General features: G+C 41.5%; 6 protein-coding genes and 1 pseudogene. 3 read left to right on the top strand and 4 right to left on the bottom strand.

Features of this window, described 5'->3' with window-relative positions; genetic code table 11:
• Nucleotides 1–95: 95 nt before the first annotated feature.
• Nucleotides 96–1,322 (top strand): NAD(P)/FAD-dependent oxidoreductase, encoded by a 1,227-nt coding sequence (locus tag NMK36_RS03350; protein ID WP_254172983.1) that lies wholly within the window; start codon nucleotides 96–98, stop codon nucleotides 1,320–1,322.
• 462 nt (nucleotides 1,323–1,784) lie between these two features.
• Here the strand turns inward: NMK36_RS03350 and NMK36_RS03355 are convergent, their stop codons facing one another.
• Entirely contained in the window at nucleotides 1,785–5,549 is a 3,765-nt protein-coding gene (locus tag NMK36_RS03355; protein ID WP_254172984.1) for a beta strand repeat-containing protein, read from the bottom strand.
• 528 nt (nucleotides 5,550–6,077) lie between these two features.
• Nucleotides 6,078–12,263 carry a pre-peptidase C-terminal domain-containing protein gene (locus NMK36_RS03360; protein ID WP_254172985.1) on the bottom strand — a complete coding sequence of 2,062 codons (6,186 nt, stop codon included), beginning with the start codon at nucleotides 12,261–12,263 and terminating at the stop codon, nucleotides 6,078–6,080.
• Nucleotides 12,264–12,737: 474 nt separating this feature from the next.
• Here NMK36_RS03360 and NMK36_RS03365 point away from each other — a divergent pair, with 474 nt between their 5' ends.
• Nucleotides 12,738–17,549: a glycosyltransferase gene (locus NMK36_RS03365; RefSeq protein WP_254172986.1), complete on the top strand. Its 4,812-nt coding sequence runs from the start codon at nucleotides 12,738–12,740 to the stop codon at nucleotides 17,547–17,549.
• Nucleotides 17,550–17,629: 80 nt separating this feature from the next.
• Here the strand turns inward: NMK36_RS03365 and adhE are convergent, their stop codons facing one another.
• A complete protein-coding gene (adhE, locus tag NMK36_RS03370) occupies nucleotides 17,630–20,299 on the bottom strand; it encodes a bifunctional acetaldehyde-CoA/alcohol dehydrogenase (RefSeq protein ID WP_254172987.1) in 2,670 nt (889 codons plus the stop codon).
• Between the two features lie 729 nt (nucleotides 20,300–21,028).
• On the opposite strand from adhE, the gene NMK36_RS03375 reads away from it, so the two are divergent.
• Complete coding sequence (locus NMK36_RS03375) at nucleotides 21,029–23,863, top strand: bifunctional acetate--CoA ligase family protein/GNAT family N-acetyltransferase (protein ID WP_254172988.1); 2,835 nt, start codon at nucleotides 21,029–21,031, stop codon at nucleotides 23,861–23,863.
• Here NMK36_RS03375 and NMK36_RS03380 read toward each other — a convergent pair.
• Nucleotides 23,859–24,542 (bottom strand): annotated as a pseudogene (locus NMK36_RS03380) (GGDEF domain-containing response regulator); the annotation flags it as partial. The gene NMK36_RS03375 and the pseudogene NMK36_RS03380 overlap by 5 nt on opposite strands.
• Nucleotides 24,543–24,545 lie beyond the last annotated feature (3 nt).

Consider the following 24,545-nt stretch of genomic DNA (forward strand, 5'->3'; position numbering starts at 1 on the left):
ATAATCATTATAGCGGGTAGGCGGTTAAAACCGCAAGCTCGTTTTTCCTCTGAGATCTAAAGATACTGAGTTCCCAAAAGTTGTTGGAGATTTTTATGGAACGTTTCGATGTTGTGGTCATTGGTGCGGGGCCAGCAGGAGGTCAATGTGCAAGACAACTCACCCAAGTCGGTCAACGGGTATTATTAATTGAACAACATGAAACTTTTTCTAAAAATGATTTTTCCAGTGCCGCTACGCCTTTAGAAACCTTGGAAAAATTCAATTTACCGGAAACTGTTATCGGGAGTTATTGGCAAAATTTAGTGATTGTTACAACGAATATTCATCAGAAATGGCAGTCTCCAACTCCTTTGGGGGCTGTTTTTGATTTTGCTAAATTACGGGAATTTTTAGCTACAGAAGTTAAAAGCCAAGGTGGCGAAGTTTGGATGGGATGTCGTTATCTTCGGTATATTAAAAATCATCAGAATACGATTGTTGAATTAAAGCAACGGTCTACGGGCGAAATTATTCAGGTAGAAACGCAAATCTTAGTGGATGCTACAGGCCCAGCTAGGGCAGTCATGTATAATAAAATAGAACCGCAACCGGATTATTTAACGGGGACGGGAATAGAATATTTAATTGAACTTTCAGAAATTGATTATCAACAGTATTCTCAAGATTTAATTTTCTTTTTAGGTCATCGCTGGATGCCTAGGGGTTATTCGTGGATTTTTCCGATGGGAAATAATCGCTTAAAAGTGGGTTCTGCTCAATTAAATTGTTCCCACGCATGGGTTAATCAAACTCAAACGTTACGTTCCTATGTGGAGTTATTATTAACAGAGTATTTAGGGGAAATTTCCTATAAAATCATTAACCATCATGGAGGAATGTTAAAATATTGTAGTGGGTTAGAAGATATTTATTATAATGATAATATTATTGCCATTGGGGATGCGGTTTCAATGGTGAATATGTTAGGAGGAGAAGGGATTCGTCATGGAATGCAAAATGCTAATATTGCTTGTGGATATATTCAAGATTATCTCGCTGGAAAAATAACAGATTTTGCCGGATATCGTCAAGAAATTCGACAGGGCTATGCTAGAACTTGGAACTGGTCAGAACAAATGGGATTAAGTAAATATTTAAAATATAGTGATCAGTCTATTGATAAAGGGGTATCCTATCTCAAAGATTTATCTTTAGAAGATATGATGGCTATTTTATTTGATTATGATTTTAAACGATTATATAAAGCTGGGTTTAAATATTTGCGCTATAAAATTGTATCGATTTGGACAAGATTAAAACTTAAATTGAATTTAACCTAGTTAAATGTTATATGAAATCCTTAAATTAGCGCTACAGATGGCAAGGGAACAGGGAACAGGGAACAGGGAACAGGAGGGAATAGGAGGGAATAGGGAATAGAAAAAAGTTATTACCCACCCGATCAAGTATTTGTAGCAAACATTAAAGGATTTCATATTATATAGCGCTACGCATTACGGTGTTTGACATTTTTAAACCCTGAAACCCTTTCAATTCTTACTGTTCGGTGTTCGGTGTTCGGTGTTCCCTCTTCAAGTAGCGCTATAGTTAGTCTAAATCAGTTGTAGAAATGACTTAAAATCCAATTCATCTCCTGGGGCGAGATGTGCCAAAAGTCCGTCAACTTAACGCCAAAAAGCCCTGATTACAGCTTTGATCAGATCCCCTTAACCCTAGAGACGTTGCATGCAACGTCTCTACAGGGGGGATTTATTTGTAGCTCCCCCAAACCTCCTCAAAAGCTAAACAAATTGGAAGAAGTTGCTAGTGGTTAAACTTGTTTGTGACATCAATACTCCTTCAATCACACCAATATATTGCTGATTTCCTTGATCATCAATACGGATGATTCCGGTACCAACACCCGTACCTGCGGGTGCATCGGTCAAACGATAGTTATCTGCACTTCCTGTGAGTTGAATCACGTCTTGATTGGGGGTGAAGTCTGAAATCAGAGTGTAACCCAAGTCAGTTACACCATAGAGAACATCATTTCCCTTATCTCCTAATATCAGGTCACTGCCACTTTCCCCTGTCAGGGTATCATCGTCTTGACCGCCATAGAGAGTATCAAGACCCCCTCCACCAAAGACCAGATCACTATTTTTATTGCCATAGAGGAGTTCATCACTACTACTACCAACAAGGGTGTCGTTATCCACACCTCCAAACAGTTGATCTCCCCCTCCTTCTCCATTCAGGAAGTCATTGCCTTTGAAACCCAGCAAGGTTTCATCCCCACTACTGCCGATAATCACATCATCATTGTCAGTCCCAAAGAGTTGATTGGGTTGATCTTCGGTAAAGTCTGTAGGTGAAGGAATGGAGGGTTTGGTTAGGGGAGTACCTGTCAGGACAAATGTATCTGCACCTTCTCCACCCTGCAAGGTATCGATTTCGTCGGGAGGTGGTAGCGTGTTGGTATCGGTGTTGGTATTAGTAACCTGAACATCCGTGGCATTTTTGCCCTTATAGTTGGCATCGGTACTAACAGCAGGTTGCAGTTCAATGGTATAAGCTTGATCCCCATCAACAGTATTATCCGCTACACCTGTCACCGTAACGGTTTGGGCTGTATTCCAGTTAGCAGCAGTAAAGACTAAACTGGCAGGAGAGGCTGTTCCTTCTGCGGTGTTAGAGCTAACTACTGGAATGGTGACATTTGCCGTCGGTTGAGAATCTAATTTCACCGTAAAGGTAGCTGTTGTACCGGATTCACTGGTGGTTAATCCGGTGGTGGGACTGACGGTAATTCCGGCTGAAGGCCCAACATCAATAGGAACATCAACGTTAGTATTTGTAACAGAGACATCCGTGGCATCTTGACCACTATAGTTGGTATCGGTACTGGTAGCAGCTTGCAGTTGAATTGTATAGGCTTGATTTGCATCAACGATACCATCGGCTACACCCGTTACCGTAACGGTTTGGGCAGTATCCCAGTTAGCTGAGGTAAAGACTAAGCTGGCAGGAGCGGCTGTTCCTTCTGCGGTGTTGGAACTCACGACCGGAATGGTGACATCGGCTGTGGGTTGAGAATCTAATTTGACTGTAAAGGTAGCTGTTTTACCAAATTCATCGGTGGTTAATCCGGTGGTAGGGGCTACGGTAATTCCGGCAACATCAACGTTAGTATTCGTAACAGAGACATCCGTGGCATCTTTGCCACTATAGTTCGCATCGGTACTGGTAGCAGCTTGCAGTTCAATGGTATAGGCTTGATCTCCATCAACGGTATTATCGGCTACACCTGTCACCGTAACGGTTTGGGCGGTATCCCAGTTAGCTGAGGTAAAGACTAAGCTTTCCGGGGCTACGGTTCCTTCTGCGGTGTTGGAGCTAACGACCGGAATGGTGACATCTGCCGTCGGTTGAGTGTCTAATTTCACCGTAAAGGTAGCTGTTTTACCTGCTTCATCGGTGGTTAATCCGGTGGTGGGGGCTACGGTAATTCCCGCAGGAGGCGCAACATCAATGTTGGTATTCGTAACAGAGACATCCGTTGCATCTTTGCCACTATAGTTCGCATCGGTACTGGTAGCAGCTTGCAGTTCAATGGTATAGGCTTGATTTGCATCAACGATACCATCGGCTACACCCGTTACCGTAACGGTTTGGGCGGTATCCCAGTTCGCTGAGGTAAAGACTAAGCTTTCCGGGGCTACGGTTCCTTCTGCGGTGTTGGAGCTAACGACCGGAATAGTGACATCTGCCGTCGGTTGAGTGTCTAACTTCACCGTAAAGGTAGCTGTTTTACCTGCTTCATCGGTGGTTAATCCGGTGGTGGGGGCTACGGTAATTCCCGCAGGAGGCGCAACATCAATGTTGGTATTCGTAACCTGAACATCCGTTGCATCTTTGCCACTATAGTTCGCATCGGTACTGGTAGCAGCTTGCAGTTCAATGGTATAGGCTTGATCTCCATCAACGGTATTATCGGCTACACCTGTCACCGTAACGGTTTGGGCGGTATCCCAGTTCGCTGAGGTAAAGACTAAGCTTTCCGGGGCTACGGTTCCTTCTGCGGTGTTGGAACTGACGACCGGAATAGTGACATCTGCCGTCGGTTGAGTGTCTAATTTCACCGTAAAGGTATCGGTTGTACCGGATTCACTGGTGGTTAATCCTTTGTCAGGAGTGACGGTAATTCCCGCAGGAGTAGGAGCAGTAATTTCAACAGTAACGTTTCCGGTGACGGGGGGATTTATACCATCACTGAGGCTGTAATCAAAGGTGCCATTTCCGATAAAGTCTGCCGTCGGGGTAAAGATGACGTTACCGTTTTGTAGTTCTACAGTCCCGTTTTGAGGATTGCTAACCGCCGTAATACTGAGGGGATCGTTTTCGGGATCGGTATCACCGTCTAATAAGGTGGCGACGGGAATCGTGACTGGGGTATTTTGTGTACCCTGAACTGTATCTGCGTCGGCGGTGGGGGGTTGGTTGGGAGTTCCAACGGTTAGGGCAAAAGTATCCGTGGCTATACCACCATCTGCATCGGTGACGGTGACGGTGATATTAGCGGTTCCACTTTGATTATCTGCTGGTGTTACGGTTAAGGTGCGATCGCTTCCTGCGCCACCCAAGGCAATATTAGTATTGGGAACTAAGGTGGAATTATCCGATGTTACAGCAACTTGTAAGTCAGCTACAGGGGTTTCCACATCCCCAATGGTAAAGGGAATGGCTGCCGTTGCTGTGTTTTGCGCGGTGGTTTGGTTGGTAATATCGGTAATCGTAGGCAGGTCGTTAACCGGATTCACCGTTAGGGTAAAGGTGTCCGATGTAGCTTGATTGCTTCCATCGGTAACGGTAACAGTAATATCTGAACTTCCGGCTTGATTCGCGGCTGGTGTAACGGTGAGATTGCGATCGCTCCCACTTCCTCCTAAAGCGATATTAGCAGCAGGAACTAAAGTGGTATTGCTAGAAGTAAATGTGACTTGTAAGTCAGCAACAGGAGTTTGATCATCTCCAATGGTAAAGGGGATAGCGGCTGTTGCGGTATCTTCGTTGGTGGTTTGGTTAGTGATATCGCTAATTGTCGGGGGTGTATCTGTTAACAGATTAATTTGTAGGGGTTGGGCATCAAATGTATAACCGGATGCTGTTGCCGACCTAGTGAAGTTAATGTTAGTACCATCAAAGGCTGGCAAAGCAGTAAAGTTTGCCGTATATAGGGTTACAGGATAAGTTTTATCGGCTCCAGGCCATTGACTGCTAATATCTGTCCAACTGTACAATACAAAAGAGTTTGTACTAGGATCTCCATCATCTGTTTGTGCTGTTTCCAGTTGTTCTTGTGGCCCTAGTGGAATGGGAGCGGGGAGTATATTAGTGAGATTAGTGAAATCTAGTTCTTGAGAGTTAAAGTGTAAGCGAAAGCCTATTCCTATTAAGGTTGGATCGCTTGGGTTAGCCGTGTTATATGTGACATCAAATGAAACAGGATTGTTGGGTGAAGCATTGAGTGTCAATGGGTTGGTTCTAATAATTTGTTCAGGCATTTTATCAAGACTCCTTACAATATTAAATAGGCAGCTAATTTTTCCAAATGCACAACCTATTTACTCATTATAATATACTCTTTTCATACGGTAAATCAGAGTGTCTTAACTTTTGTTAATAATCAGCTATTTTATCCATAAAAAGCCAAAATTTTTAAATCAAGAATGAATGCGATAACGACGCTATAGATGAATAATTTGTTCCTTACTTTTGAAGCTAAAATGAATATCAATACCTGTGTTTTAAACTTATTTATCCTATTCTTTCAAGATTTCACACAAGTATAACAGCATCCATTTAAGTTAGGGCAATACCAAACCTTGTAACCGATGTAATATATTGTTACGGTGTTCTCAGTTTGCTATAACAAAAAAATCAAAATAGACAAGATTTATTGGAAAAAAGATCTTGTCTATTTTAATCAAACTTTATTGACAGTATACTCTCATAAAAGAGCGACAATAACCGTAATTTTTCATTTCAGGAAATCAAAGGGTGATCATCAGATTACCTTTTGATTTCTCAATTTAGAACAGAGAGGTTGAATTATTCGATGCAGGAGGCATATACAGATCGAGATAGTTGGCTAATTGTTCACCCGTTGTCCGAGTTGCACCTGTCCCGATATATGCAGGGTTAGCGAGTTGATCACCACGGAAACCAAACAAATAGGCCAGTTGAATTACACCATCTGTTAAAGCATCCGGCGTACCATTGCCATCAACATCCAGCATATTGGTTTGAGCTTGCTCTAAATAATTGGTGATTTCATCTGCATAAATCCGTTGTCCATCACTAGCTACTTTCCCTTCGGTTAAGCTGTCCCCCGTGAAACCAAACAGAGAGCTTAAAGTGATGACACCATCCGTTAAAGCATCTGCCACACCATTCCCATCAATATCCAACTCCCGACGCACAACATCAAGGGTATAGTTGGGATTGGTAGTAGCACCGTCTTTACCGAAGACTTTGATATAGACCGGATCACTACCAGTGGGGAAACTAATAGACTCATAGTTGCGATCGCTGGTTGAAGAACTTTCAATCAGAGTCCCATCGGCTTTGTACAGTGCCAGATTGAGGTCGCCTTGAGCGTTATCAAAGTTAATCGTGATCGCGTTAGGATAACGTTCAGGAATCCGAGTTGGGGTGATCATGTACCAGTCTTCATCACCCGCAGTAATATTCAGACCGGGAATACTCAAGGAATCGTTTGGCCCTAAGCCACCTAAATCACTCGCTTTTGCCTGACTGTTATTGTTTCCATTGCCTTCTAAAGCATCCGAGGTAATTCCTTCTCCGCCTCGACTAATAGCGGCAGCCGGGGCATTGACCTTCAGGCTGTATTCTGGGTTAGCTGCACTACCCGACACCTCAACAAAATAGGTTCCTGCGGTTTGACCGACAAGACTGACGCTTCCATCAGTTCCCGTTGCCACTGCCACTGAATTGGCTGCTAAACTGCCATTGGCTTCAGCTTTGTAAAGTTTCAGGGTGAGGCCAGGAGTCGTATCAACCAAGGAGATTTTATTGCCATCAACACCATCACCCGGCATTTCAAACCGATACCAGTCTTGATCAGCGGCCGTATCCAGATTCAGATTAGAGAATGTATACTCCGATCCGGCTAAATTGCCCAGATAGTAGGCAGCACTGGCCGAGTTGTTATTTTGATTACCCGTAATATTGCCACTTAAATCTGTGGTTTCAGCAGCGTCAGGAGTAATCCGTTGACTGCGATCGCTGGCTACAGCACGATCACGACTGGCGAAAGCGGTGAGGAATTGAGTCCATTTGGTATCGGCGGCAAAGTGGAAGTTATTACCATTGTAGGTACTTTGATAACCAGAACCATTCACAGGAGGCAGGTAAATACTCAGACCGTTTGCTCCAGAGTAGTTTACTTGGTTGATGACTGCCGCTTGCAGAGCTTGAGACACTTGACGAGCCGCATCCCCAATTGGGCCATCTAAACGATTATCAACCGCCTGCATGAAGCCACCTAAATCCCGCTCATCTTCAATGTAAAAGGTTCTGGCTTCTGAACGCGCTTGAGTAATCGCTTGCCAATCACTATCGCTGGCATTAGCCGTAGCATCTACGAAAGCATCCAATTTAGTTTTCAGATTGTCTAACGCGGAAGTACGGATAGCTGATTGAGTTTCACGATTGTTATAAAAGTCACCATAGGCATCAACGATCGCACCGCCCATTTGTTCAGCATTCAAGCGACCGCCTCCATCGGCTAGACGTCGGAACCAGCCCTCATAATCCCAACCATCCCCAGGTTCGAGGTCTTGGGAACCCACAAACACTTCGGTTAAGTCTTTCAGGTCGTAGGTCTGTTCAGTTAAAGCCATCAGACAGGCATCTAAACCCAACACTTTCAGGCTACTTCCTAAACCAGCATTGGAAATTGCCGTTGTCAGTTCGCTCACGGATAAATTAGCATTACCGTTTGTATCATCCCAAGCCACACCACTGCGGCCACCGCCATGATCCCAAACCACAACGGCATAGTTTTGCGCCGCGTAGTTGTTTTTACCCCATTGGATAAAGTCAGTCAGGGTTTGGGGATCACCCATATTCAACTCACCCAAACTGGTTAAGTTGCTAGAAACCGTAGAGGTGGTAAAGTCTTGTTGAATCACGCCCCGACGGGTATCTACCCATTCACTAGAGACATAACCCGGTGCACCGTCATACTGAACCACAACATTGACATTATCGGGCAGTCCGATAGATTCCATTTCATTAATGTCAACTAGACCTGCTTCTGCGAGGTTATTATCCCCGGCAATGTAGACCATAATCGTCCACTGATCCGTGGATGTACCGGGGTTCACACTTGCCGTTTCCGGTGCATTCAAGGACAAACTGTAGGGGGAAGGATTCGCTCCTGAAACCTTAGCATAGTAGGGGGTGTTGCCATCACCAGGCAGTCCGGCTAAGGAGATACTGGCTAAACCAGAATCGGGTTGAGAAACAAACGGTCGATCCGGGAGCAGATTTCCGGCCTGATCATACAATTCCAGGGTTAAATTAGCGACAGAATCGTAATTGATAAAGATTTGGTTGTTTTCGGTACTATTTCCTGCGGGAGTAAATTTAAACCAATCGGCATCATTGGCATTGTGAATACTCAAATTGCCTTGAGTAGAGGTCAAATCTTGAAGAACAGTGGCTCCGGTTCGTTCGTTGTTACCCGGTTCAAACTGATCGGCGGCAACATCTAAAGAACCTCCGTTTCCAAAGGTGGGAGTGATCTGTAACCGATAATTGGGATTAGTTGCCCCCTCATAACCGTAGGCTCGGACGTAATAAGTGCCTTGGGCTGCGGCATTAAAGGAAACGGTTTCAGTGTCGCTCGTTCCTTGGGATCGGCCGATCAGTTGGTTATTACTGTCCCGAACTTCCAGATCCACATCTCCGTAGTCATGTTCAAAAGTGAGTCGAACATCGACATTTCCGGCACTCGTTTTTCGGAATTTGAACCAATCATCGTCCGCAGTTTCAATGGTCAAATCGGTGAGATCAATTTGATCTTGAATAGCACTGACAACCCGCGTCGGATCAGCACTACGAGTTGTACCCAGGTTACTAGCGGTTTCAAAAGTATCATTGTCCTCGTAGCTGTCTCGGTTAATTGTAATGTTCCCAGGGTTTGAGTTAGGATTATTGGTATCCACCACAGGAGCATTAACTTGAAGCTGGTATTGAGGGTTCGTTGCTCCGGCATAGCCAAAGACTTTCACATAATATTCACCAGGGATAAGTCCCTCTAAGGAGATACTTTCAGAGTTACTGGTACTTCCCGAACTCCGCAGGAAGGTTCCCGCAGCATCATACAGTTGAACATCGATATCCCCTAAACTGTGTTCAAAACCATTAACAATAACTTGATGGGAGGATAAACCCGCACTGCCTAAGTTAAACTTGAACCAATCTTCATTATTGGCTGCATGAATGTTCAGACTGGGAATGATCCCGTTATTGAGGATAGGGCTTGCTGTCGCTTGACTATCATTCGGTTCTCGTGCGTCGGGTTGAATTCCTGCGGTGCTAGATGATGTCACCGGAGCAGTAACCGATAAACTGTAATTGGAATTAGCCGCTCCAGCATAACCATAGACTCTGACTTTGTATTCTCCGGCGGGAAGATAAGCCAAGCTCACTTCTTCGTTAGCGAAGATACCATAGGAACCATAGGTTTGCCCATCAGGAGCGAGAATTTCTAAATCTAAATCTCCCGATTGGGTTGAGTTGATTGTAATTTTATCGTTGAGTCCTCCGATTTGAGTTGTTGTAAATTTGAACCAGTCATCATCATTAGAGTTAATCTTCAGATCGGTAAAACTGCTTTCTCCACTCAGGAGTTTTGTCTGTAGATCGGTAGCCTGATCTGAAGTATCATTTTCTTCAAATTGATCATCTCCGGTATTATTGATCGGGCTTGAGGAAGTTGAGGTAACAACATTGAGGTTATAGTTATTCGTTGCTCCAGCATAGCCGTATGCACGAATATAATAATCGCCTGCGGGTTGGCCGACCAGACTAATCGTTTCAGTGTTGCCGACCCCGTAGGAACCCAAATATTGATTCGTCGGTGTTACTACTTCCAGGTCTAAATCCCCTAGACTGTGCTGAAAATCTATACTAACGTAATCACTGGCTTGGGCTGGGCTGTTGAGTGTAAATTTGTACCAATCATCATCTAAAGCCCTCAAAGCGTTAAAGGTTTGTTGTCCGACGGGTAAAATAGCTGCTGATGCTTGAGAATCATTTTCTTCAAATTGATCATCGTAGCCCGTAGGTGGTGCTGTTCCTCCTGTGGCATTAATATTCAGACTATAGTTAGGGTTTGTTGCTCCATAGCCCGTCACTTGTGCATAGTATGTGCCACCGGGTAGGGTATCTAAGTAAATGGTTTCGCCATCCCACCAATTATAGGAGGCGTTAACGTAATAGCCATTTTGATCGTATAAATACAGGTCAAGGTTGCCTTGAGCGTTACTAAACCCAATATTAATGTTGCTACCCGGGAGCGGATTTTGGGGAACCGTAAACTGGAACCAGTCATCATCGTTGGCCACTAAGTTGTTAGTAGAAAATTGACCATTTTGTAGTTGTAATTGCGTTGCTCCTCCCAGGGAGTCATTTTCTTCATACCGATCATCGGTAACAGTAGTACCACCTGTAGTTGCATTTAGTGTTAATTCGTAATTAGGGTTTGTAGCTCCAGCCCAACCAATAACTTGTGCATAGTAAGTTCCAGCACCCAGTCCACTTAAAGGAATACTTTCGGTGTCATTTGAACCTGATGTTGAACTGCCTACCAGGCTATTATTTTGATCATACAAATAGAAGTCGAGATCCCCTAGACTGTTCTGAAAATTAATCGTGATATTACTACTGGGGTCTTGATTTCCTGGTAGGTCAAATCTGTACCAGTCGGGATCGTTGGATTGAATGTTGGCAATATTACCGTAGTAACCTAGGCTGATGGGAGTGGCTGTTTCTCTCGTGTCATCTTCTTCTAAAGAATCTGCAATACCATTATTATTTCCACTACCAGCAGAAGTCGCATTAATTGAAAGGCCGTAGGTAATGGGTGCAGCGTTGGGGTTAGCTGGGTTAGCGTAATCAGAGTACCCCCAAACATCGGCATAATAGGTTCCCGGAGTTAGATAATCTAAGGGAATAGTTGCACCATTCGAGTAGCCATTAGAAAAGTTATATGAACTGTTAACCCAGTTGCCATTTTGATCGTACAAAGTTAAGCCTAGGGTGGCTATCGAGTTAACAAGATTCGCACTAATATTGCTACCAGGACTCGGATTTTGGGGAACCGTAAACTGGAACCAGTCATCATCGTTGGCGGCTAAGATTAAACTGTTGTCAGAAAATTGACCATTTTGTAGTTGTAATGGTGCTGCTCCTCCCAGGGAGTCATTTGGTTCATACCGATCATCAACGGTAGTCGCAGTGGGAGCATCAACGGTGAGGGTATAGTTGGAGTTACCCACTCCATTGTATCCAATCACTTTGGCATGATAAATACCTGGGGCAGCATTGGGGATACTGATCTGTTCCACATTTCCCGCAGTACCGGAAGAACCCACCCGTTCACCCGCGCTATTATAGAGTTCAAAATCTAAATCTCCCAGAGAATGGAGGAAATCTAAACGAACATTCAGGGTTCCGGTATTCGTGGTTTGAAATTGGAACCAATCTTGATCATTAGACTGAAGCACTAAATTATAGTAGGGGTTCTGTCCTTGTAGTGATCCTAAATCGCCCGTTCCAATAAAATCATTTTCTTCATAGATATCATCTATTCCTGTTCCTGTCCCAAGTGGTGGCGAGATAGTTAGGCTATAGTTGGGGTTACTAGCACCATTCCACCCGTAAATCTGGGCATAGTAGGTTCCGGCAGGGAGGTAGCTTAAGTTAACGGTTTCGTTATTGCTAGAGCTAGTAGAACTCCCTAGCCAATTCCCGTTAAAGTCAAGCACTCGCAGATCTAAATCTCCTAGTGCGTGGTCAAAACCAATCTCAACATTTGTTGAACCGCTACCTGTGGTTTGAAACTGAAAAAAATCTTGGTTATAAGAATCAATACTCAAGTTGGGTATTGATAAGGCTGTACTGACTACTCCTAAGTTAGTAGCCCCTCCTCCCAGGGAGTCATTCGGTTCATATAGATCAGGCATAATATTTTCACCCTCAATTATTTAACAAAAGCAAGTCGAGTCTAGGCTATTAAATCTAATAGCCAGGAATATCGCTAACCCAACAAACTATCTAGCGCAACGAAGTTTATTGAGCAGAGAAATATTAAATAGGAATAATGCGTCCTGTTGTGCAGAACGGTTTCAGCAATTTCAGTAGCAGGTCAGTGAGAAATTTGGGGTGGGGGAGGAGGGAACCCTTAGAAAGTCAAAACGAGTAAGGTTTAAGGCTGAAAACAGTTGGAAGATGTATTCAATCTAAAACTAAGTATATCATCTCATTCCGAATTGGATCTAAAATTTTTCAATTTTTCTGGGTTTTGAAACAAAATTTAATGAGACTATACATTTCATTAAAGATAGAATTAATAAAGCTAAATTTAAGCCGAAGCCTAAAACTTAAGATTAATTTAAGTTTTACTCTAACAGCAGTAAAATTATTAACACTGACTATCTATGCGAGAATCTGATATTTTGCGTTCCCTAGAACCCCAATCTCCTCCCTCTATTTCTTCCCCAGTCCCAACTTTTTCCCTTAATACGGAGTCATCAATTCAACCGCAAAGTATTGTCACGACTCCTCATACAACCGTATTAGTAATTACGGGGATGCACCGTTCAGGAACGTCCTTAATTGCCACTATTTTGCAAGAAGCTGGTGTCTATTTAGGGGATCAATTAATTGGAGCTAATACAGGTAATATTAGGGGCCATTTTGAGGATGTTGAGTTCGTCCAGTTTCATCAAACCGTATTGCGATCGCAAAACTTAAATATTGAGGGGTGGATGATTCAACCCCATAAACAAATCTTACCTGAATATGTAACAGTCGCTAAAACCTTAATCACCCGAAAATCTCAACGAAATCTCTGGGGATGGAAAGATCCACGCACGACATTATTCTTAAACTTTTGGCAAACCTTAATACCCCAAGCTAAGTTTATTTTTGTCTATCGCTCCCCTTGGGAAGTGGTGGATTCTTTGTATCGTCGAGGAACAGATGATTTAATTCAACAAAATCCTCAACTTGCGATTGATTCATGGATTTTATACAATCAAAAAATATTAGAGTTTTATCGTAAAAATTCTTCTAAATGTGTATTAATCAATATTAATTATTTAATTAATAATAACCACGAGCTTATTAATAAAATTAATCAAGATTTTACTTTGAATTTATCTCATCCAAACTATGCTCAAATCATTCAACCTCATTTATTAAAATCTAAATCGATTCCTAGCTATAGAACTGAAATTATTAAACAATATTTCCCCAAAGCCTTAGATTTATATTTAGCATTAGAAGCTGAATCTTCCCCTTTAAATGCCGAACCTCAGTTATCCTGGTCACAGTGGCAACCTTCCGATCCTCCTCAAGCCTGGATCTGTCAAGATTGGCTAAAAATCAGAAATTTAGAACGGGAAATTGAGAGTTTAAATACTGAATTAAAGCTGAATAAAACTCAACCCATTCCATCAGAAATTATTCCAGTTAAACCCTCTGATTTTGTTAGTTCCCAAGGTTTAAAACCCTATGAAGCTTGGTTAAATGTTAATCAGTGGAATCAAAGAGTCCAGATGTTCTTACATTCTCGGTTAAAAAAGGATATATCAAAGCTTCCTAAACTATCGGTGATTATGCCAGTATATAATCCTTTAGTAGAATATTTAGAAAAAGCGATCGCCAGTGTTACTCAACAGATTTACGTCAATTGGGAACTTTGCATTGCAGATGATGGAAGTACCCATCCAGAAATTCAAAAACAATTAAACCAATGGCAAAAACAAGATTCACGTATTCGTGTGATATTTCGCCCAGAAAATGGCAATATTAGTCAAGCGAGTAATAGTGCGGCAAGTTTAGCAACCGGAGAATTTTTACTGTTTTTAGATCATGATGATCAACTCACCCTCGATGCTTTAGCAGAAATCGCCTTATATTTAGGGGAACATCCAGAAACAGAATTTCTCTATTCCGATGATGATAAAATTGATAGTCAAGGTAATCGTTTTGCTCCTCAATTTAAACCCGATTGGTCACCCGAACTGCTTTTATCTTATATGTATATCGGTCATTTGTGGGGAGTGAAACGAGAAATCTTTGAACAATTGGGGGGATTTAGAATTGGATTTGAAGGAGCCCAGGATTATGATTTTGCCTTAAGAGCAACGGAAATTTGTCATCAGATTGCTCATTTACCTTTAATTCTATATCATTGGCGAGCAATTCCCGGTTCAACAGCAGATTCAGCCCTTGCAAAACCCAATAGTTTTAAAGCTTCTATTCAAGCGTTACAAGAAGCGTTTCAACGTCGGGGAATTGCCGGAATTATTCAACAACCTAACTGGGCAATTCATAAACAAGTCGGGGTTTTTGAGCATCAATTTCCCGATCAAGGGCCATCGGTGACGATTGTAATTCCGACTAAAAATCAAAAACAGTTATTAGAAGATTGTTTATTTTCTTTAAATAAAACCACTTATCAAAATTATCAAATTGTAATTATTGATAATGGCAGTGATGATCCTGATACCCTCGCTTATTTAGAACAGATTCCCCAGCAAGTGTTAAAAATTGAAACGCCTGATAAAACCTTTAATTTTGCTGCAATTCATAATCAAGCGGTTCAACAGATTCAGAGTGATTATATCCTATTTTTGAATAATGATACTGAGGTGATTTCTCCCCATTGGTTAAGTCAAATGATGGGTTATGCTCAAATCCAAGGAGTCGGTGCTGTTGGAGCAAAATTAGTATTTCCCAATGAAAAAATTCAACACGCTGGAGTTGTTCATGGACTCCATCAAGGATTAGCAGGTCATGGGTTTAAATTAAGACCCAGTAAAGCCAATGGTTACTTAAGTTATATTCAAGTTGTTCGCAATTACTCGGCGGTTAGTGCTGCTTGTTTATTGACACCTCGGAATTTATTTTTAGAAGTCGGAGGATTTGATTCAGAACAGTTTGCTGTGGCTTATAATGATGTTGATTATTGCTATCGACTCAGTGAGAAAGGATGGAGAAGTGTTTATTGTCCGACAGCAGAATTAATTCATCATGAAGGCGCAACTAGAGGTTATCAAGATTCACCCCAAGAAGTAGCAGCATTTCGACATTTATACGGAAATAAAGTTGATCCTTATTATAGTCCTCATTTATCCTTAGCTGATGAACATTTTAGAATCCAACCTCGGCGGTTTTTCTTAGGGTCAATGAAAAAACGATTGCGGGTCTTAATTGCGAGTCATTTATTAGATTTAACAGGTGCACCTTTACATCAATATGAAATTGCAGTGGAGTTAGCAAAAGCCGGATTGATTGAACCGATTGTATTTTCATTTCAAGAAGGGCCACTACAAACAGACTATCAAAAACAAGGCATACAGGTAATGATTTGTAAACCTTATCCTTTAGACGTAAAATATGATTTAGATACCTATAATCTGGTGATGCAAAAATTAAGTCAGCAGTTATCTAAACTCAAGATAGATGTTTTTTATATTAATACATTACCTAACTTTTTTTTAGTAGATTGCGCTCAACGATTGGGGATTCCTTGTATTTGGAATATACATGAAAGTGAACCCTTAGAGAGTTATTTTCAAGGATTAAATGAAGAAATCACTCGTCATGCTTTAGAGTGTTTTCGGTTTCCTTATCGTGTTATTTTTGTGGCTTCCGAAACTCAAAAAAATTATTTAGATTTGAATCATCATAATAATTTTACCGTAATTTATAATGGGATTAATCGCAGTTCATCCCCAATGAGTAATGCAACTTGGACGATGGAAAAAGCTAGAGAATCTTTAAAGATCAAAAAAGATGAAATTGTTTTATTGCTATTGGGAACGGTGGGATCTCGAAAAGGGCAAAAAGATTTACCCTTAGCTTTGGCAAAATTACCTCCAGAATGGCAGAAAAAAGTTAAAATTTTGATGGTTGGCGATCGCCCTAGTTTCTATAGTGATGAATTGAAAACTTTAGTACGGAGTTTACCGATAGTTTTACAGGAAAAAATTAATATTATTCCTGAAACTCCTGATACAGAACGTTATTATAAAGCGGCGGATATCTTTATTTTAACTTCTCGAATTGAAAGTTTCCCCCGTGTGATTTTAGAAGCCATGAATTATGGTTTACCGATTATTGCTACACCTGTTTTTGGGGTCAAAGAACAAGTTAAACAAGGGGTGAATGGGCTATTTTATCCTCCGGGTAATATTGACGCTTTAGCGAAGGTTATTACTCAGTTATTAACGGATGAAAAATTGCGATCGCACCTCGCTCAAAATTCCTTAAAGGTTTTAGAGCGCTTTAATAATTTTGAACAAATGGTAGAAAGTTATCGCCAAATTTTACAAGAAGCTTATTTAAGTGGTTCTCCCGTTTCAGATTCTCCTAAAATTTTACCTGAATTTAAAGGGGTTAAATCAGAACTTCCCCTAGTTAGTGTTTGTATTCCCACCTATAATGGTGAGAAATATTTAGCAGAGGCGTTATCAAGTGTCGTTGATCAAACCTATCCTCATTTAGAAATTATTATCTCTGATGATAGTTCAACGGATAAAACTTTAGAAATTCTTGAATCTTTTCAGAAAAATTGTTCTTTGAAAGTATCCCTATTTCACCATGAACAATATGGGTTAGCCAAAAATTGGAATTATTGTATCTCTCAAGCTCACGGGAAATATATTAAATTTCTCTTCCAAGATGATTTATTAGAGCCAAATTGTCTTGAAGAATTGGTAAATTTAGCGGAAACAGATACAGAAATCGGTCTAGTTTTTTCACCTAGAAATATTATTCTATCTCCAGAAGTAACAGCCAATCAAATCTTGCTGAGAGCTTATTATGGTTATCAAGATTTACATCAAAATTGGTCGAACTTAAAATCAATTCAAACCGGAAAAGATTTATTAACTGATCCTCAGTTACTTCAGAGTCCACTGAATAAAATTGGCGAACCTAGTACCGTTTTGATTAAAAAAGCAGCAATTGAACAACTGGGAGGGTTTGACTCAGAATTTAAACAGTTGTTAGATTTAGATCTCTGGTTAAGACTCATGGGTTGTTATAAAATTGGATTTATCAATCAAAAATTATCCGGTTTTCGTTTACATTCTGATCAACAAACTTTAAAAAATGCTGAGTCAGGTTATTCTGAACTGAGAAAATTTTATCAAAAACTGTATACTCATCCTGATTATTCATTTTTATCAGATGATCTAAAAAATCTAGTAGGGCAGATTTATCAAGGTTATCTGTAGAAATCAGAAATGATCAATAAAATTAACCTGCGATACCAATAGACGGTTGCTAGGCTATCGCAGGTTAAAGCTTAATGTCTTTAACCGCCAATCATCATCGGTTGAGGTTCAAAGTTGGGGAAAATGCGATCGCCATTATAATCAGATGACACTAAAGGACGACCATAATAAGCATCAATTAACAGTTGTTTCAAGTCTTTAATCAACGGATAACGAGGATTAGCCCCGGTACATTGATCATCAAAAGCTTGGTCTGCAACTTCATCTAATTTTGCCATAAATTCTGCTTCGGTTTTATCCGTTAAAACCTCTTGAATGGAAGCCGGAATTCCCACTAACCGTTTTAATTCTTCAATAGCCAGAATTAACCGATCTATTTTTTCATCTTCCGTTTCTCCGCCTAAGCGTAGATAATCAGCAATCCGAGAATAGCGCCATTTGGCATTCGGATATTTATATTGAGAAAAAGTCGCTTGTTTGAAGGGAACATCCGTCGCATTATAACGAATAACATAACTAATTAATAACGCATTCGCTAATCCGTGTGGGATGTGGAATGTTCCGCCTAATTGATGGGCTAACGAGTGACAAATCCCTAAAAATCCATTCGCAAATGCCATCCCTGCCATCGTCGCCGCATAGTGCATTTTTTCCCGTGCTTTCGGATCTTTTGCCCCATTTTCATAGGAACTGGGCAGGTATTTAAAGATTAACCGAATCGCTTCTAAAGCTAACCCATTGGTATATTCCGAAGCTAACACCGAAACATAAGATTCGATGGCATGGGTTAAGGCATCAACTCCCCCGAAAGCCGTTAAACTTTTTGGCATATTTAACACTAATTCCGGGTCAATAATTGCCATATTTGGGGTTAAAGCATAGTCCGCTAAGGGATATTTAATATTTGTGCGTCGGTCTGTCACAACAGCAAACGGTGTGACTTCTGAACCCGTTCCCGATGTGGTAGGAATTGCAACTAAAATTGCTTTATCGCCCAACGGAGGCAGTTCATAAACCCGTTTCCGAATATCCATAAACCGCATGGCTAACCCTTCAAATTCAATATCCGGGTGTTCATACATTAACCACATAATTTTAGCTGCATCCATCGGAGAACCTCCACCAATGGCAATAATCACATCGGGTTTAAACGTATTCATTAAGGTTAATCCCCGTTGTACTGTATCTAAAGAGGGGTCGGGTTCAACATCGTAGAAAACATCATATTTAAGCCCAATTTCCTCTAAAACTTCCTCCAGAGAATTTGTTACCCCGATATCAAATAAGGGTTTATCGGTGACAATAAATGCCCGTTGTTTTCCGGCTAATTCTCGAATGGCAACGGGTAATGATCCATATTTGAAATAAACTTTGGGAGGAATACGAAACCACAGCATATTTTCCCGACGTTCTGCGACGGTTTTAATATTTAATAAATGCCGAGGTTCAACGTTTTCACTAATGGAATTACCGCCCCAAGTGCCACAGCCTAAAGTTAAAGAAGGGTCAAGACGGAAGTTATAAATATCTCCAATTGCCCCTTGAGAGGATGGGGTATTAATTAAAACCCGTGCCGTTTGAACGGTATCTTCAAAGCGTTTAATATGATCAAGATTACTGGGAGAAGTGTAGAGAGCGGCGGTGTGTCCTCGTCCTCCTAATTGAACTAAAGTATCCGCTTTGGCAACTGCATCCTCAAAATTTGTTGCCCGATACATGGCTAAAATCGGAGAAAGTTTTTCATGGGAAAAGGGATCATTTTCGTCAACATTGATTCCTTCCCCAATAATCACCCGTGTTTCTTCGGGAATTGTAATATCAGCTAAAGCTGCTAATTTCTGCACGGGTTGACCGACAATTTCTCCATTCAAATGTCCGTTAATAAAGATAACCTTTGCCATGCGTTCCCGTTCTTCTGCGGTAAGGAAATAAGCGCCGCGCAGGGTAAATTCTTGTTTGACTTCTTCATAAACGGAATCAACTACAATCACCGATTGTTCACTGGCACAAATCATGCCATTATCAAAGGTTTTACTAATAATAATTGAGGAAACAGCCATTTTAATATGGGCGGTATCATCAATTAAAGCGGGGGTATTTCCGGCGCCAACACCCAAGGAAGGATTACCAGAAGAATAGGCAGCCCGTACCATTCCCGGCCCTCCGGTGGCTAAAATTAATTTAATATCCGGGTGCTGCATTAAAGCTTGAGACAGGGGAACAGTGGGTTCATCAATCCAACCCATAATATCTTCTGGGGCACCAGCTTCGATGGCAGCATCAAGAACTATTTTAGCGGCGGCGGCGGTACAATGTTTGGCGCGGGGGTGGGGAGAAAAAATAATCCCGTTGCGAGTTTTAAGCGCAATTAAAGCTTTAAAAATTGCCGTTGATGTGGGGTTTGTGGTGGGAACAATCCCGGCTAAAATACCAACGGGTTCAGCGATTTTTTGGAATCCAAAGGATTTGTCTTCTTCGATGACTCCACAGGTTTTATCGTGTTTATATTTATTGTAGATAATTTCTGAGGCAAAATGGTTTTTGATGACTTTATCTTCGACTACCCCCATTCCCGTTTCTTCGACAGCCATTTTTGCTAAGGGAATACGGGCAGCATTCGCGGCGAGGGCTGCTTTTTTAAAGATATAGTCTACCTGTTCTTGAGTATAGCTTGCATACTTTTCTTCTGCCACTTTCACCCGTTTTATGAGGGCTTCAAGTTCATCAATGTTTGTGACTTTATCTATCATTAGTCGTCCCCTTCGGGTTAGATTTAGGTTTTTTTGTCCTGACTTTATATGATAATCGGTTTTATTGATTTTGGAATCTGGAACTCAGAAACTCAACAAAATTTTAATAGAAATTTAAGATTAAAGTGGTGAGTCAAACTGATGAACCTCTAGGGAAAACTCAGTCCTAGAGAGGTGTGTTCAAAGGTTGGGGTTGAAAATGGCTGTTGTTGATGATCTGATGTGATCCGCGTAAAATTTAAGATCTTTTTAAGATTAAAGTTTTAATTTAATTTTTCTTAATAAGACCTCAGTTTTGAACCGGGATACCCATTTTTTCTAAAAGGACGGGGTGATGGGGATGGATGCCCTAAACCCACTGATGACTCAAGCTGTAATTGACTGTTGATCTTATTCATTATTACAATTTTTTCTCAGAATTTTCATACTTTTTAACTTAATTTGATTAAACGGATAGAAACAGCCAGGAAAGATCAGTCCCAGAAAGTTTTCATTCAACCTTAACCGGAAATTTGTTACAGTGTTACAGGGAAACCGTGATCAGCCTTTGGGTTAGTTGCGATCGCTTTTTCTGATCCCTGGACAAATCTTGAAACTTTATAAGGATCAGAGATTTCCTGAAAGATTAGATTATAATGGAAAAGAATAAAAGCTGGAATAACGTGCTTAAAACTACAAAATTTTTTGTTATTTTTCCCTCATTCCAGTGCCCCGTATAAGGAGTGGTCTATGCAAACCACAGCAACGCGAATCTCTGATCCAGCCCATGATGTTTTACGCTACGAACATCAATCTCTAAATGCTATTTTTAATCCCAAAACAGTTGCCGTTATTGGGGCTACTGAAAAACCCAATAGTGTCGGTAGAACCCTCCTTTGGAATTTAATTAGTAGTCCCTTTGGTGGCACGGTTTTTCCGGTTAATCGGCATCGCAATAGTATTTTGGGAATCAAAGCATATTCTAGTATTAAAGACACCCCGGAACCCGTTGATTTAGCCATTATTGCTACCCCAGCGGCGAGTGTTCCCGCCGTGATCCAAGAGTGTGTCGATGTCGGTGTTAAAGGGGTAATTATTCTATCAGCAGGATTTAAAGAAATTGGGCAAAAAGGCTTAGAATTAGAACAGAAAATTTTGCAAATTGCTCAATCGAGTAAACTGCGAATTATTGGCCCCAACTGTTTAGGATTAATGAATCCCTTAACGGGATTAAATGCCACTTTTGCCAGTGCAATGGCTAAACCCGGAAATGTTGGGTTTATCAGTCAAAGTGGAGCTTTATGTACTTCTATTTTAGATTGGAGTTTCCGAGAAAATGTTGGATTTAGTGCCTTCGTTTCCATTGGTTCAATGTTAGATATTGGTTGGGGAGATTTAATTTATTATTTAGGCAATGATCCCCAAACTCAAAGTATTGTTATTTATATGGAATCCATCGGGGATGCCCGATCTTTTTTATCGGCGGCGCGAGAAGTCGCCCTAACCAAACCGATTATTGTGATTAAAGCCGGACGCACTGAAGCCGCCGCCAAAGCCGCTGCCTCCCACACTGGAGCTTTAGCGGGAAGCGATGATGTGTTGGATGCCGCCTTTAGACGCTGCGGAATTCTGCGGGTCTATCATATTGCCCATTTGTTCTCCATTGCCGAACTCCTGAGCAAACAACCCCGACCCAAAGGCCCACGACTCACGATTTTAACCAATGCTGGAGGGCCAGGGGTATTAACCACAGACACCTTAATTGGAGAAGGTGGCACCCTCGCTCAACTCTCCTCTGCAACCCTTGAAGCCCTGAATCAAGTGTTACCTCCCCAATGGAGTCATAATAACCCCATTGATATTTTAGGAGATGCTGACCCCGAACGCTATGCCAAAGCCTTTGATATCGTGGTTCAAGATCCGAATAGTGATGGTATTTTAGTGATATTAACTCCCCAATCCATGACTGACCCCAGCAAAACGGCGGAACAGTTGAAATATCGTTGTATGAAAATGCCCAATAAACCGATTTTAGCGAGTTGGATGGGGGGGGCGGATGTGGCATCGGGGATTAAAATTCTCAATCAAGCCAATATTGCCACCTTTTCCTATCCCGACTCGGCGGTACGGATGTTTAACTATATGTGGCGCTACACCTACAATTTAAAAGGCTTGTATGAAACCCCCAGTTTACCCAAAATCCATGAAGATGATGGTCTAGTTTGTGATTGTGTCCAACATCTGATTGGTTCTGTTTTAGCCGAGGGGCGAACTCTTCTAACTGAATTTGAATCCAAACGTCTCCTCTCAGCCTATGGCATTCCCACCGTACAAACCTGTATCGCCTCAAATATCGATGCAGCCGTTGATGTGGCGGAGCAGTTAGGGTATCCCGTCGTGTTGAAATTGTTATCCAAAACGATTACACACAAAACCGATGTGGGTGGAGTCCAACTCAACCTCAATACCGCCGAAGCTGTGCGGCAAGCCTACACCGCCATTGAAACCTTTGTTACCCAACAAGTCGGGCCAGAACATTTCCAAGGGGTGACGGTACAACGGATGATTAAATTAGAAGGCTATGAATTAATTATTGGTAGTAGCCTTGACCCCCAATTCGGCCCGGTGTTGTTATTTGGCATGGGGGGACAATTGGTAGAAGTGTTTAAAGACCGAGCCTTAGCTTTACCTCCGTTAAATACCACCCTTGCCCGTCGGATGATGGAACAAACGAAAATTTATAAAGCTTTATTAGGCGTGAGGGGAAGGCTTTCAGTGGATATGGAAGCTTTAGAACAGTTATTAGTTCGGTTTTCTCATTTAGTCGTTGAACACCCTTGGATTAAAGAAATTGATATTAACCCTCTACTCGCTTCGGAAAACGAGTTAATCGCCTTAGATGCACGAGTGGTGTTACATTCCCCAGAGACGAAACCCGAAGCATTACCAAAACCAGCCATTCGTCCCTATCCTCGCCAATATATCACCCATTGGACATCAAAGCAGGGCATAGCAATTACCATTCGCCCCATCCGTCCTGAAGATGAACCGTTAATGGTCAAGTTTGACGAAAGTTTATCCGAGGAAAGCGTCTATCTTCGTTATGCTCATTTGGTCAAACTCAGTTCTCGAATTACCCATGAACGGTTATCGCGGCTGTGTTTTATTGATTATGATCGGGAAATGGCATTAGTGGCAGAATATCAAAACCCCGAAACGGTCGAAAATAAAATTATTGGGGTCGGGCGCCTGAGTAAAGGCTATGGAAACGATGAGGTAGAATTTTCTTTACTGGTGAGTGATAGTTACCAACGTCAAGGCATTGGGACGGAATTACTACGACAATTGCTTAACATTGGTACTCAGGAAAAAATGCCTCTGATTTTTGCAGAAATCCTCAGTGATAATCGAATTATGCAACATATTTGCGAACAATTAAGATTTACATTAAATCGGATAATCGGTGAACCGATGGTTCGGGCTGAAATTCAGTTGATAGGGAACAGGGAACAGGGAACAGGGAAAGAGAAAATTCATCTCCCCCCAGTCGCGCCACAATATCAGCATCTCGAAAGGTTTCCTTGAGAATTTGAGCCGCATCCATAATTACTCGGTCTCCCAATTCATGTCCGAGGGTATCATTAATTTTCTTTAACCCATCTAAATCGGCGAATAAAACACAGCAAGGCGTTTGGGTGCGTCGTGCAATTTTTAATTGTTGTTCTGCGAGTAAAAAAAAGCCTCGTCGATTATAAAGTCCGGTTAAATCATCCGTTAAAGACAATTTTCTCACTTCTGCTTCCGCTTTCAACCGATCTTTAATTTCTTGTTCTAACCGTTGATTTTGTTCAATTAATTGTTGATGTTGTTGTTGAATTAATAATTGATTTTTAACCCGGGCTAAAACTTCCTGTTCTTGAAACGGTTTCGTAATATAATCCACACCCCCCAATTCAAAAGCCCGCACCTTATCTTCCAAACGTTCCAGGGCACTAATAAAAATCACCGGAATGTAAGCCGTCGATTCCGATGCTTTTAACTTTTCACAAATTTCATACCCATTCATTTCCGGCATATTAATATCGAGCAAAATTAGATTGGGTGGATCACGCTGCACCCCTTGCAGTGCCATTCTCCCATTCAGGGATTTCCGAACAATATAACCCTGAGATTCTAGGATTTTGGCTAACAAGCGGAGATTATCCGGTGTATCATCCACAATCAAAATATTCGTTTGAGTCGGGTATTTGAGTAGAGTTGTCATTAG

The organism is Planktothrix pseudagardhii (genome assembly GCF_904830925.1).
Lineage (GTDB): Bacteria > Cyanobacteriota > Cyanobacteriia > Cyanobacteriales > Microcoleaceae > Planktothrix > Planktothrix tepida.